The sequence below is a fragment of the Vibrio crassostreae genome, from assembly GCF_024347415.1.
Lineage (GTDB): Bacteria > Pseudomonadota > Gammaproteobacteria > Enterobacterales > Vibrionaceae > Vibrio > Vibrio crassostreae.
In genome coordinates, this window is record NZ_AP025477.1 from 1,562,204 (window position 1) to 1,576,122 (window position 13,919).

The following is a 13,919-nucleotide window of genomic DNA, read 5'->3' on the forward strand; positions in this document are numbered from 1 at the left end:
AAAATAGCCTTATCTACAAGTTTAAAAAACATCGTTTTATTTAGCAAATTTAACCATTTGTCAATATATGAATTTTATTTATAAACAATATAACCAACAAATATTTCGTTAGCTCTTGATAAATCAAGGGGCGCAGGTAATCACGTTATCAATGAAAAAATAGGTTTCATTTGTGAGGGTTTTATAAATCAATCATCAGCGATACCGTGACTTGCATCACAGGATGAGTAAACAAGGTATTATCATGAAAAAATCAGCATTAGCACTCGGCTTAATCGGTTTAGTTTCACTTCCAACTTTTGCAGCAGGTATCGATGGTGGCGCATACGTAGGTGGCGGACTTAGTGTCTATCAAGGTTCGGATACAGATGGCGCGCCAAGTCTGGATTCAGACGGCATGGGCTACAACCTATACGGCGGTTACCAATTCAACCGTATCGTTGGCGTAGAACTTGGCTACAACGACTATGCAGACTACAAGAACAGCACAGACAAACTTTCACCAACGTCTATCTCTGTATCAGCAAATGTCGGTTATACGTTCGACAACACCATTCGTCCATTTGTACTTGCTGGTTTGAGTTCCGTAGACCTCAATGCAAACAGCGGCGCTGGATACAATGATGATAGCGGCACCGGCTTCCACTTTGGTGTTGGTGTTGAATACACACCAGTTGAGCACTTAACACTTCGCCTAATTTCGCAAGCTGATGCGGTTAGTGTAGATGATTACTACATTGGAAATAATAGTTCATTCAAAACTGACGACCACACTCTAGCGTTCAACAGTGTGAGCTTCGGTGGTTCATACGACTTCTAATATTCACCCCAAACGACTACGTCGTAAGTAAGTAGCTCAAATTCACTTTGCTACTCTGCTCGTTGATAAGGCAGCACAGTAAAGTGAATTTTTGTATCTATGTAACGATTCAGCTTACAAAGCCATACAGTAATGAGCAAAAGACTCAGGGATAATTGTCACAACGGTCGAGAGGCGACGAGCCAACAACTAATAAAAATCGACAGTAACCGACAATCACATTTGAAGACATGACAGAGTGAGTAACAAAGATGAACAAGATAACAAAATCAGCATTAGCACTGGGTTTAATCAGCGCAGTTTCTCTTCCAGCTTTAGCAGCAGGTACTGACGGCGGTGCGTACATTGGTGGCGGACTTAGTGTCTACCAAGATTCTGATACAGATGGTCAAGGTAGCTTAGATTCAGATGGCATGGGCTACAACCTATACGGCGGCTACCAATTCAACCGCATCGTAGGTGTTGAACTTGGCTACAACGATTATGCAGACTACAAAAAGGGTGCTGCAAAACTGTCTCCGACGTCTGTTTCCTTGTCAGCAAATCTTGGTTACACATTCGACAACACAATCCGCCCATTCGTATTGGCTGGTTTAAGCTCTGTTGACCTGAACGCAAACAAGAGCGCTGGTTACGATGATGATAGCGGTACTGGTTTCCACTTTGGTGTTGGTGTCGAATACACGCCAATCGAGCATCTAACACTACGTCTAATTTCACAAGCAGACGCAGTAAGCGTGGAAAACGACTACGGTACGTACAAAGACGATAAGACACTAGCATTCAGCAGCATTAGCTTCGGTGGTTCATACAACTTCTAATGTGATTGAACCACATAGAATAAGCTGAACATACTAATTCACTTTGCTGTTCCACCTTGTCATGAAGGTCACTCAGTAAAGTGAATTTTTTGTTTCTACACGCCTTATCGCGTCATTTCACTTTAACCAGTTTATCGCTCATCACCGCCTAATTGAGATTTATGCATTGATATTAGAGCTTTCTTGGTAGCGAGACTAAAATAAAGGGATAAGTGACACAGGAAGACAATACCTATGAATCTACCACGCTTAAACATGTCGATAAACAAACTCCCTTTCGTTTTGGCAGTGTATTACCTGCTTGTCATTAACTTGCCTATCTCACGCGAACTGTTCAATATTCTTAGTGCCTCACAAGCCGAAAGCATTGGGTTTATCATCTCGATCCCATTTTTCTTTCTCGCTGCATTCAACTTTATCTTTCAAGTATTCAACTGGCCGATATTCGCCAAAGCTTTTTTTATCTTGTTACTACTTACTTCCTCTTTAGTCAGCTACAGCATGTTCAACTACGGCATTTTTGTAGACTATGGAATGATAGAAAACGTCTTCGAAACCAACAGCGGAGAAGCCGCTAGCTACCTAAGCAGCTATTCTATTTTATGGTTTGTTCTGATGGGAGGAGTCCCGTCACTGCTGCTTTTATTTACGGACCTTGAAAGAGAATCTTGGAAAGGTTTTGCTATTTGGAAAGCGATTGGATTGCTCTCTTCGTTGATTGTCATAGCGATTATTGCTGGACTTTTTTACAAAGATTACGCATCGATTGGTCGTAATAACTCTCATCTTAAAAAGATGATCATTCCGACCGAATACGTCGCTTCAACCGCAAAATACATCAACAATACTTACATCAAAGAAGCGATTCCTTACCAAGAAATCGGCTTAGATGCGCAGCTAAAACCAGAAGCTAAACAAGCTGAAAAACCAACCTTATTGGTGTTTGTTCTTGGTGAAACAGCACGTGTATATAACTACCAATATTATGGCTATGAGAAAGAAACCAATGCTCATACCAAACCCTATAATCCGATCTTTTTCTCTGATGTTCAGTCATGCGGAACAGCCACTGCGGTTTCTGTGCCGTGCATGTTTTCTAATATGAACCGTAGCAATTACGATCGCGATAAGGCCTACAACCAAGATAACGTGGTCGACATCATGAACCGCGCGGGCATTCACTCAATTTGGAGAGAGCACGATGGTGGAGACAAGGCGGTCGCACACCGAATCAAAGAGATGACTCTCGTCGCCAAAGACAGCGATCCGCTGTGTAATAAGGATGTGTGCTACGACACAGCCATGCTAGAGAATTTCGAACAAGATACTCAAGAACTTGAGCAAGATAGCATCATTTTCTATCATATCTCCGGATCTCACGGCCCAACTTACTTTGAGCGATACCCGGAAGATCATAAAAAGTTTGTTCCAGACTGCCCACGTTCTGATATCGAAAACTGTACCAAAGAGCAAGTGGTCAACACCTACGACAACACCATCTTGTACACAGATTTCTTTCTATCACAGGCTATTCAGAAGCTAGAGAAACTCACCGATAAGTACAATGTCGCGCTGATGTATATATCGGATCACGGAGAGTCTCTAGGCGAAAATGGTGTTTACCTTCATGGCATGCCTTATTCATTCGCGCCGAAAGAACAAACCCACGTTCCTATGATCATGTGGATGTCGGATGGCTTCGCGGCCGAGAAAGGGATCAGCGAAACGTGTTTGCGTAAAGCTGGAAAGGAGCAGAGCTTCTCTCACGATAACTTGTTCGACTCTTTACTCGGCCTGATGGATGTGCAAACCAAAGAATACCGAGAGAACCAAGATATCTTCGCTCCGTGTCGATAATGATCTTACTTAAGTGAGTAGTCGGAAAATACGACTTGCCTAAATATGCTCATCTCTATATCCCTCTAAAGAAGAAAAGGCCTCGGTCTTTTCTTTTTTTATCCATCGCTAACGTGACACCAGAGTGCTAATTTATAACCTCTAAACAATAAGCTACATTTATTAGAGAGCCCGAAGCACTCATTAGGATAACTTCTCTACCAAACGTTTTTCAGTACTCGTTATCTCGGCTCTCGCTCCCTAAAAAACAGGGCTCTACATAGCACCTTTATAGTGCTCTAATCTCGATGGTTACGTCATATCATTAAGGACAACGAATGGACGCTTTCATAATTTCAAGCTGGCAATTTTCTGAGGGTGTGGCACATGAACACACCACCAGCCCAGCGCCATTTGAACAATCGACATGGTATCACTGCCAAAGAGATGCAGAAGGGTTGAGAGAGTGGCTCCACAGTAATACGCTTCCAAATGCCATCATCGATTCATTACTCACCGACGACACCCGCCCTCGGTTCGAACAGTTTGGCCACGACTGTTTTTTGATGATTCTGCGAGGCATTAATCTAAACGAAGGTGCTAACCCTGACGACATGCTTAGCCTACGCATCTTATGGTACAAAGGCACTTTAATATCGACACGCAAAGTCCCTTCGAAAGCGGTCAGTAATCTGATATCCGATCTCAAACAGAACCAAGGTCCAACGTCATTAACAGATGTATTGCTAGGCATGATACGTGGAATCAACCACAGCATTTCAACCTTCCTAGCACCAGTTGAACTATTGATTGACGAGTTAGAATCTAAATCCAGCATCGATATAAGATCCATCAATGCTCTGCATTCAAGGCTGCTTAGACTAAGGCGCTATTTGAAGCCACAGAAATACGTTTTTGAGGATTTAATGAGTGACCTTCCTGCACCATTGAGTAAGCACAACAGTCATATAAAGAACAGCCTTGATACCATCCTGAGAATTAATGAGTCTGTTGAGTTTTACATCGAACAAATTAATGTATTTTTAGCGAGCCTAAGTCAGCAACAAGCTGAAAAAATGAATAGAAATACGTACCTATTTTCTATCATTGCGGGTATTTTCCTCCCTGCTGGGTTTTTCACTGGTTTACTGGGCGTCAATATTGCTGGGATACCCGGAACAGACAACCCGATAGCATTCCCACTATTTTGCGTTGGGCTACTCGTGGTCGTAGCGGCAGAGGTCATTATTTTGAAAAAATTGAGGTTTATTTAATGGTTGAGTTTTTACAATCAAATATGTGGCTTAAGCAAGTTAGTTTAGGTTTACTGCTTATCTTTGGGTATTGGGTAATCAAACGCTTAGGTAAGAACTGGATAGAAACATTAGCGGAAAATAAGCGCGTCGAATTAAAGCGAAAGCAGTTCGTGATTAAGTGTTTCAATATCAGTCTGTTTCTACTCTTCATCGCCGTTTTTACTATTGTGCTTAATTTAGGCTTTGGCGATATATCTCTGTTTTTATCATCTATATTTGCGGTTCTTGGCGTCGCTTTGTTTGCACAGTGGTCGATTCTAAGTAACCTCACAGCCAGCGTACTAATATTTTTCGTGTTCCCTTATCGTATAGGCGACAGAGTAAAAGTCGCGGAGAAAGACGAAGACATCAGTGGCGTGATCATCGATATCACCATGTTCCACGTTATTCTCCGACACAGTTCAGGCAACATCATCACCTACCCTAATAACCTGATCCTACAAAAAGGCGTGATAAAGATATTAGTTGAGCCTGAGTTAAAGAGTGAAGCTGTCGATACAAAACTCATCAAAGCTGAAAACTCAGAAAAGTAATGCGCTCTATTCAACTTCCCCATCAATAAGTTCAGCAGAGGGCAAAATATCTTGCCCTCTTTCAATTAACATCAGTTCTTCTGTTATTAACCACACACCTTTCAAAACTGTCGTTTTTGTTCAATACCTCTCTCAGCTACTCGCCTACACTTGCTGTCATTGAAACGTGGCACATCCAGTAAAAGTACGATGTCTACCACGCACTCTACCGAATCGAAACAACAGGAATTCAAGCGATGTTAGACATCAAAAAAATCACAACACTGAGCGATTTAAGCGAACTAAAAACGGCTTACTTTGCTGATTCAACAGCACCACTTGATGACATGTGGCACTTCGGTTTTGTGCCAATGTCTGACCATTACGGTTTCTACGAAAATGACAAGCTTGTGGGTTACTGCGTGTTGAATGGTGAAGGCTACTTACTTCAGTTCTTCCTAGCACCAACCGCAAGCGCGAACATTGCCGACTTGTTCATCTTAATCATCGAAAACAACAGCTCTGTGATTGGTGATGTTAAAGGCGCATTCGTGAGCACGGCAGAACCACAATACTTGTCATTATGCATGGATAACACCTGTTCATTTAAGGTGAACTCGTTGATGTATCGCCAAGACCAAGAAACAAACTCTAGTCGTAATTCGAATCGCATTGAAGACATCGAGATGACTCTCGCGACGGAAGAGCAGCTTGATAAGCTAGTGGAATTTGCTTCATCTGCGATTGGCGCGCCAAAAGAGTGGCTCACAGGTTACTACGGTAATTTGATTGCCCGCCAAGAGCTGTGGGGCTACTGGGAAAGTGAAAGCGTTCTTGCAACGGGAGAGTGCCGCAAGTTCGATGAGCACCAAACGCAGTTTGCAGACTTGGGGATGATTGTCGCGCAAGCAGAGCGTGGAAAAGGCTTAGCAACACGTGTGCTGAACTTTCTAACACAGCACGCCAACAGCCAAGGTTTAGAAGCGATGTGTTCTACAGAAAGCAGTAATATTGGCGCAAAAAAGGCCATCACACGCGCTGGGTTATCATCAAAGCATCGTATCTTGCAGTTTGATTTTAGCGAATTAAAGGAAACTGATTAGCCTTGATTCGGATTAACAAACATCAAGACTAAGTTCTAACAATTGATACTGATAAAAACTGTCACCTCCAACGATATCCACATATAGTTGGAGGTGACAATCATCTGAAATAGAAGGTCTAATGATCAATTGGTTACAGTCTCCAAAGTCCCCTGTAGTTGCTCAGTTCATTGATTGCTACTGGCTGATTGAAAAGACGCCCGACGCTCAAACTCATCAATTTCCGATACTCAATCCCGATCCATCGGCACACATGATCTTATCGCCAAGCGAGCAGACATATCACTACACGATTGAGCAACAAGTCGATCAAGGAATTGGCAGCCATTTGCTGCTGCCACACCATAAAGCGATTGAACTGGATCATTCAAAGCCGTTTATTCATTTGGGTATCAAGTTCCATGTCGGCGCCCTGTACTCGTTAAATATTCCAGACTGTCCGCACCCCAGCCTAGACAGTGTTAACCCTATCGATCTCGCGAATTTGTTAGGTAATCCTAATGCCGAAGCAATGTCGCTGATCAAGCTCGCTCAAACCGACTTTGAAGCTTGTTGTCAGCAGTTGGATAAATTGCTGCTGCCTTGGCTATCGACAGGTAAAACCGACAGACACAGCGAACTCACCCGCAAGGTGTTAGAAGTGCTTGGTACAACACCGATTGCAGAGCTCGGCGACAAACTGTTTTGCTCGCAACGCACCTTAGAAAGAAGCTTTAACAAGGTGACAGGACTGACATTGAAACAGTGCCAATCAATGAACAAACTCGAGGCGATGCTCGAATACTTATACAAACGAGATTTTAATGACATTGATTGGATAGACGTCGCCTACCAATTTGGATTTAGCGATCAGCCACACCTGATTCGCTACCTTAAGAAAACCATCGGATTAACACCGAATACCTACGCCAAAGAAGGTGGCTTAACCATTGATGTGTATGGTGGAGTGCGATCGGATTAACGAACGCTCTGTCTTTTGTGTCCCATTAGCAGCAAGTTTTATTGAGTTTAGATTTGCGACTAAATATACTGGATACACCATAAGACGGAGGACAAAAATGAATAATAAAAACAAACATATAGTTTTAATTCATGGTCTATATATGCCTGCGTTGATCATGCAGTATCTGGATAGAAATTTCAAAAAACGTGGCTTTACAACGCACAAATTTGCCTACAACTCGCTGCGTTTCCCTTCAGCTGCTAAGCGCCTCAATCGTTTTATTAATGCGCGTTTTAATGAATACGATGAAGTCTATTTCTTTGGTCACTCACTGGGTGGCTTGCTCATTCGTCACTACTTTAAGTTTTACCAACCCAACTTTGCAGACACCTGCATTATTACCGCTGGCACGCCACATAATGGCGCGACTATCGCTAAAACATTGTCTAACCACGGTCTTGGCTTTATATTTGGTTCGAGCAAAATGATCTTAAGTGATGGCTTAGGTGACTACGACATTGATGTCCCAATTGGCGTAATTACGGGCACCTACGACGCTGGTGTTGGACGTATTGTATTGGGAAGAAACCCAGGAGATGGCACGGTCACACTCGAAGACGCCAACCTAAGAGGCGCAACAGACACCTGCTCCCTCAAGCTCAATCACACCGCGCTTGTGTACTCTAAAGAAGTGGTTGCGCTATCTGCTCAATTTATCGAGCACAGAGCTTTCAAGAACGCTTCATAGCTTTTGCGTTAGCTGTTTTCCGCTAACTTTTGTGCGCGTTAGCTACTGTATCTAGATCTGGTTCTCTTATTACTGCTTTCTTACTTCTGGTAGACCGATACAAAGATAGACCAAAACAAAAATACCACTCTGCGATGAGAGTGGTATTCATAGATTCATGACTGAAGTCAGTCGCTTGCTTTACTTTCTATAATACTCGCTACAGGAGATTAACTCGCGTTGGCAAGAACACCTCACCCAACATGCATCGCACCGAACCACCGCCGATGTCTTCGATCGTTTTCACGTTAAACGGGAGTAACTTTCCATGTGTCGAAAGCTGAGCTAACTGAGCTGGAGAGAATGCATCGTAAGCCGATTGAGACATCGCGATCACCTTGTCGCCATTCACTGTTTCCAGTTGCAGAATGTTGCCACAGAATCGGTTCATCTGATCGATTGAGATAGAGATAACCTGCTTATCTTTAGCAAGCGACTTCACCACAAAACGGCGTTCAAATTCTGGGATCACTTCATCACAGATCACGCAGAAATTATCACCAATCGCCATCATCACATTGGTGTGGTAAATCGGCTGACCAGACGGCAATGCAGTTTGGAATGACACCACACGAGAATAGCCAATACGTTTTGCATAGTCTTCTAACACTTCACGGTCACAACGCTGAGAAAGCGCAGCATAGATAGTCTTATTGATATGATCGATTACCATCACCCCCGTGCTCTCTAGATAAGAACCTTGTGCAATGTAAGACTCTAGAGACTCACTGTGGTTAACAATGCGACCAGACGCTTCTAGTGCTTCAATAAGCGCATTTGGCTTCACTTCATTTTGACGGTTTTCACACGCCATAGGAAACGTAAATAAGCTTCCGTCACCACAGGTGCTAAACCAGTTATTAGGGAAGACCGCATCTGGAGTTTCCACACCAAGTTCTGGGTAATCAAACTCTACAACTTGCACACCTTCTTTACGCAACGAAGCGACCATCGCCTTAAATTCGGCCATGGTTTCTAATTTTACTTCAGCTTCGGTCAGATTAACTCTGTTCTGAAACTCATTATCTTGTGCCGTTTCTTCATTAAATTTAAATTCTTTTGGCGGCACCATAACAACGCAATTGGCGTTTTGAACATTCGTAATGTGAAGTGATTTTTTGTGTAGGTTTAACATCTCAACCGTCCCTATCTTTTATTTACCTCAGAATTGTAAACAACTTGTTACAACAAGATTCACTGAAAAGAATAATGATTTGAATATTTATCCCAAACAATTCCTGCAAAACTCAGTTTATTCGGTAATTTTTACTGCAAGATAACGACACATCAGAAAGAACCAACAGTTTGCATATGAGATACAGAATTTGCTGAATAAATATCCGAACTTCATTCTCTAGCTTGCTGCGGGTTTAGGTTACAATTTAATCCATTTAGCGTTAGGATTATCACCGTTGCATAACAATCAATTACGTTTGAAATAAGCTTAACTTTTCCTGTCCGATTCAATCTAAAATACGCGTCATGAAAGACACGCTTTGGACCTTTCCTGCGACATCGCTTAAACAACGTATTAGTGTTAAACGAACTCGTGAGCCAAGTTTTTCAACCAAACGCTTAAACTAAAATCCATCGAATGGCTTAATGCTTATAAGAACGAATTGGCGCTTATATAATTTCAAATCAAGACTGTTAAATTTCTAATCGAACCTATAAAAACAAAGCTACACAGACGATGCAGTTGCTAACAGATGCATTCGTTATAAAGGGAAATCTATGTACAAAAAATTTGAAGGCTTTACTGAAGCCTTTCCAAAGGGAGAGCCGATACAACCTCCTACTGGAATACTGGCATTTTGCCGCCATTACACTCGAGGTTTTGAAAAACCGTTAATCTTGCTCGGCCTAATGAGCATGACCATCGCGATCATCGAAGTCGCGTTGTTCGGTTACATGGGCCAACTGGTTGATTGGCTATCAACCAGCAACCCAGAAACCTTCTTAGCAGATAACCAATCCACACTAATGGGGCTTGGTGTTCTGTTATTGGTCGTGATGCCGATCTTGATCAGTGTTTACTCGCTCTTGCTTCACCAAACCTTGCTGGGCAACTACCCAATGTCGATTCGTTGGTTGGCGCACCGCTATCTTTTGAAGCAGAGCTTGTCGTTCTATCAAGATGATTTTGCCGGACGTGTTGCCACTAAAGTAATGCAAACATCGCTCGCAGTACGTGAAACCGTGACTAAAATGGTTGATGTGTTTGTTTACGTAACGGTTTACTTCACGGCAATGCTGTTCATGCTTGCAGAATCAGATTGGCGCTTAATGGCTCCAATGCTGATTTGGTTGTTCGTTTATATCGGTATCCAGCTGCACTTCGTGCCAAAACTAAAAGACGTATCATCAGAACAAGCCGATGCGCGTTCGTTAATGACAGGTCGTATTGTCGATAGCTACACCAACATCGCGACGGTGAAACTGTTCTCACACAGTAAAAGAGAAACCGAATACGCCGAAAAAGGCATGGAAGGCTTCCTTGACACTGTGCACCGCCAAATGCGCTTGGTAACCGGCTTCAACATCTGTGTTGAGTTCGCTAACTATCTATTGGTGTTCAGCATTGCTGGTATCTCTATCTACCTATGGCTAGATAGCGCAATCACCGTGGGTGCAATTGCGATTGCAGTGAGCTTGGCTCTGCGTATTAACGGCATGTCGAAATGGATCATGTGGGAAATCGGTGGTCTATTTGAAAACCTAGGTACTGTGATTGATGGCATTAAAACGCTATCTAAGCCAATCGCTATCGAAGACAAGAAAGACGCTGAGCCACTTAAAGTTCCACAAGGCGGCATCAACTTCGACAACGTAAGCTTTAACTACGGTGAGAACAAGGGCGTGATCAACAACCTTAATCTCAACATTAAGCCGGGTGAAAAAGTGGGCTTAGTGGGCCGCTCAGGTGCAGGTAAATCAACCTTGGTTAACTTGCTGCTGCGTTTCCATGATGTAGAAAGCGGTCGCATCCTGATTGACGATCAAGAGATCTCAACAGTCACGCAAGACTCGCTGCGCAGCAACATTGGTATGGTGACCCAAGATACTTCACTGTTGCACCGCTCGATCAAAGACAACATTCTTTACGGTCGACCTGAAGCATCAGATGAAGAAGTTTACGCAGCCACTAAACAGGCGCACGCACATGAGTTTATCGAAACCCTAACCGACCCATTTGGCAACATTGGATACGATGCTCAAGTAGGTGAAAGAGGCGTTAAGCTTTCTGGTGGTCAGCGTCAACGTGTGGCTATCTCACGTGTTCTTTTGAAAAATGCGCCACTATTAGTTCTGGATGAAGCGACGTCTGCACTCGATTCTGAGGTAGAAGCGGCAATCCAAGAGAGCTTGATTGAGTTGATGGAAGGTAAAACGGTTATCGCGATTGCACACCGACTATCGACCATTGCAGCAATGGACCGTTTGATCGTACTTGACCAAGGTAATATCGTTGAAGAAGGCACGCACCAAGAGCTGATTACACAAAATGGCATCTATGCTCAATTGTGGAATCACCAAACCGGTGGCTTCATTGCCGATGATATTGAACAGGCTACGAGCGCTTAATTTTTGTGCTATTTTAAAAGTGCGGCGTGATTCACAACAATTTGTTAATTAGTGGTAAATTACACGTGGCAGAATGTTATGTCGTAATTATATAATGACATTAACACCAAAGACGCCTCGCTTGCGCGTTCTGGAATAAGGCTAGACTTCGGGGGGAGGCTAGCCTTTCTTATGCCCCTAGATCAGCAACCTTTCCCCACCTGTTACGTAAACTTCATCGATCCTTTTGTTTTTTTCTTGGCGTTTTTTTCTTAAAATGCGCGCAGTATTATTTCTAGAGATCAACCATGAACAAAAGTGTCTTAACTAACGTTATCGCGTTAGCACTGCTTGCTGGCGGCTATGCGACAGCAAACCAATACTTGCTTTACGCAGGCCTATTCGCATTTTCAGGTGCCATAACCAACTGGCTTGCGATTCACATGTTGTTCGAGAAAGTACCCGGCCTATACGGTTCTGGCGTTATTCCGGCGCGCTTTGAAGAGTTCAAGGCAGCCATCAAACAACTGATGATGGAGCAGTTCTTTACTGAAAGTAATATCGACCGCTTCCTAAGCAGCGAGATGACAGGAAAATCGCTTAATCTAGAGCCTGTGATTCAGAAGATCGACTTTAATCCTGCATTCGACTCACTGGTGCATGTTATCGAGAACTCACAGTTTGGCGGTATGTTGGCAATGGTTGGTGGTACAGAGGCACTACAGCCGATGAAAGCGCCGTTTGTTGAGAAGATGCAAGAGTCAGTGATTGAAATCAGCAAGAGTGACTCTGTAAAAAATGCCATCAAAGACGAGTTAGAATCGCCTGCGATGATGGATGAAATCAAAGAGAACATTGAGGCGATCATTGATCAGCGCTTGAATGAACTGACACCGAAGCTTGTAAAAGAGATGGTTCAAACCATGATCAAAAAACACCTTGGCTGGCTAGTAGTATGGGGTGGTATATTCGGTGGTGTGATTGGCTTAATCTCTGCGGCAATTACGCTGTAAGTAAGCCGGACAAGTTTATCGGATTACTCTTGCTCTAACGTCCCACAAAAATGGAAGCTTATTGGCTTCCATTTTTTATATCTAAACAAACACGCTTGAAGTAAAACCGGTGCCCTACTTTAAGGTTGCCAACAATTCAGGGTTAACACCAAAGCCCTTTTTATGCTCTTCAATCACGACCTCACTGCGTGTCTGAATCACACCTGGCAAGGTACCTAACTTTGTTGCCATAAACGCTTGGTACGCCTTCATGTCTTTCACTCGAACCTTGATCATGGTATCGAAGTCTCCCGACAATGAATAACATTCTTCCACCTCGGGCATCATTTCAACCGCTTGGGCAAACTTATCAAAAATAGAAAAGCTAGTCTGGTCGAGACGAATATGGATAAAAACTTGGACATCGAGTCCCAACTTTTCTGAACAAAGCTCAGCATGATAGCCTGTGATATATCCCTCTTTCTCCAATCGCTTGAGCCTGTCAGAGCAAGGTGACGTCGTGAGGTTAACCTGCTTTGCAAGTTCAACAACAGGCAAACGCCCCTTCATATGCAGAATTCGTAGTATCTCTTTATCGATACGATCAAGTTGATGCTGAGACATAACATTCCTTAAACATTCTAAATTCCGCTCAGTATATTCCATACCTAGAGCAATCGAAGAAAACCTCGCTCACACATTTAAAAAACTAAATGCACGCATGGCATTCACGTCAAATATAAATAATTACAAATAGATAACGGAGCTTATAAATCAAACTCTGATTATTAACAAATTATTATAGAAATGACCCGATTAACAAATAAGTTGAGCCGGAAACGAAAGAAAGGATATAGGCCAGAGTGAATAATAGAATTATCAAAGAGAAAGGATGACTCTATTATGAAAACGCAAGAACTCGCATATAAACCTTACGGTATTGGTTCATGGACATACGTAACGGTATCAAAAGATGTTGCTCAAGCACTAGCAAATGAGTACTCAAACTATGGTTGGGATGTGAAGATTAATGGCAATGCCATTGAAACTGAACTTGCACTCAAAGCAGCCTAGAAACGCAAAAACCTCCTAACACGGAGGTTTTTTGAATCAAGTTAGTAAGCACTCACTATGGGTTAGGCTAAACCAACTTGGGGAACAGTACTTCCGGTTTCGCAGCGGCAATTGCACGTGCGGCAGAAGTGCTGAGTTTCCATATCGTAGT

At 42.9% G+C, this 13,919-nt stretch carries 13 protein-coding genes; 11 read left to right on the forward strand and 2 right to left on the reverse strand.

Annotated features, from left to right (window positions below):
* Positions 1–244 precede the first annotated feature (244 nt).
* The 8 genes from OC193_RS22665 (at position 245) to OC193_RS22700 (ending at position 8,099) form a co-directional block, all read left to right on the forward strand.
* Positions 245–820 (forward strand): porin family protein, encoded by a 576-nt coding sequence (locus OC193_RS22665; RefSeq protein WP_132969701.1) that lies wholly within the window; start codon positions 245–247, stop codon positions 818–820.
* A 251-nt stretch (positions 821–1,071) separates the two neighbouring features.
* On the forward strand, positions 1,072–1,641 hold the full coding sequence (locus OC193_RS22670; RefSeq protein WP_048664447.1) for a porin family protein: 570 nt from the start codon (positions 1,072–1,074) through the stop codon (positions 1,639–1,641).
* A 234-nt stretch (positions 1,642–1,875) separates the two neighbouring features.
* On the forward strand, positions 1,876–3,498 hold the full coding sequence (locus OC193_RS22675; RefSeq protein ID WP_048666371.1) for a phosphoethanolamine transferase: 1,623 nt from the start codon (positions 1,876–1,878) through the stop codon (positions 3,496–3,498).
* 317 nt (positions 3,499–3,815) lie between these two features.
* A complete protein-coding gene (locus tag OC193_RS22680; RefSeq protein WP_048664445.1) occupies positions 3,816–4,751 on the forward strand; it encodes a CorA family divalent cation transporter in 936 nt (311 codons plus the stop codon).
* On the forward strand, positions 4,751–5,326 hold the full coding sequence (locus OC193_RS22685; RefSeq protein ID WP_048664444.1) for a mechanosensitive ion channel family protein: 576 nt from the start codon (positions 4,751–4,753) through the stop codon (positions 5,324–5,326). The genes OC193_RS22680 and OC193_RS22685 overlap by 1 nt, the downstream gene beginning before the upstream one ends.
* A 236-nt stretch (positions 5,327–5,562) precedes the next feature.
* Positions 5,563–6,408 (forward strand): GNAT family N-acetyltransferase, encoded by an 846-nt coding sequence (locus OC193_RS22690; RefSeq protein ID WP_048664443.1) that lies wholly within the window; start codon positions 5,563–5,565, stop codon positions 6,406–6,408.
* Between the two features lie 121 nt (positions 6,409–6,529).
* Entirely contained in the window at positions 6,530–7,369 is an 840-nt protein-coding gene (locus OC193_RS22695; RefSeq protein ID WP_048664442.1) for a helix-turn-helix domain-containing protein, read from the forward strand.
* Between the two features lie 97 nt (positions 7,370–7,466).
* A complete protein-coding gene (locus OC193_RS22700) occupies positions 7,467–8,099 on the forward strand; it encodes an esterase/lipase family protein (RefSeq protein WP_048664441.1) in 633 nt (210 codons plus the stop codon).
* A gap of 199 nt (positions 8,100–8,298) precedes the next feature.
* Here OC193_RS22700 and OC193_RS22705 read toward each other — a convergent pair whose 3' ends face one another.
* On the reverse strand, positions 8,299–9,273 hold the full coding sequence (locus tag OC193_RS22705; RefSeq protein WP_048664440.1) for an arginine deiminase-related protein: 975 nt from the start codon (positions 9,271–9,273) through the stop codon (positions 8,299–8,301).
* Positions 9,274–9,872: 599 nt separating this feature from the next.
* Here OC193_RS22705 and OC193_RS22710 point away from each other — a divergent pair.
* A complete protein-coding gene (locus OC193_RS22710; protein WP_048664439.1) occupies positions 9,873–11,723 on the forward strand; it encodes an ABC transporter ATP-binding protein in 1,851 nt (616 codons plus the stop codon).
* 287 nt (positions 11,724–12,010) lie between these two features.
* Positions 12,011–12,715, forward strand: a complete 705-nt coding sequence (locus OC193_RS22715) for a DUF445 domain-containing protein (RefSeq protein ID WP_048660510.1) — start codon at positions 12,011–12,013, stop codon at positions 12,713–12,715.
* A 114-nt stretch (positions 12,716–12,829) separates the two neighbouring features.
* On the opposite strand, the gene OC193_RS22720 is transcribed toward OC193_RS22715, so the two are convergent.
* Positions 12,830–13,318 carry an Lrp/AsnC family transcriptional regulator gene (locus tag OC193_RS22720; protein ID WP_004732526.1) on the reverse strand — a complete coding sequence of 163 codons (489 nt, stop codon included), beginning with the start codon at positions 13,316–13,318 and terminating at the stop codon, positions 12,830–12,832.
* Between the two features lie 279 nt (positions 13,319–13,597).
* Here OC193_RS22720 and OC193_RS22725 point away from each other — a divergent pair, with 279 nt between their 5' ends.
* On the forward strand, positions 13,598–13,768 hold the full coding sequence (locus OC193_RS22725; protein ID WP_165904225.1) for a hypothetical protein: 171 nt from the start codon (positions 13,598–13,600) through the stop codon (positions 13,766–13,768).
* The last annotated feature ends 151 nt before the right edge of the window (positions 13,769–13,919 follow it).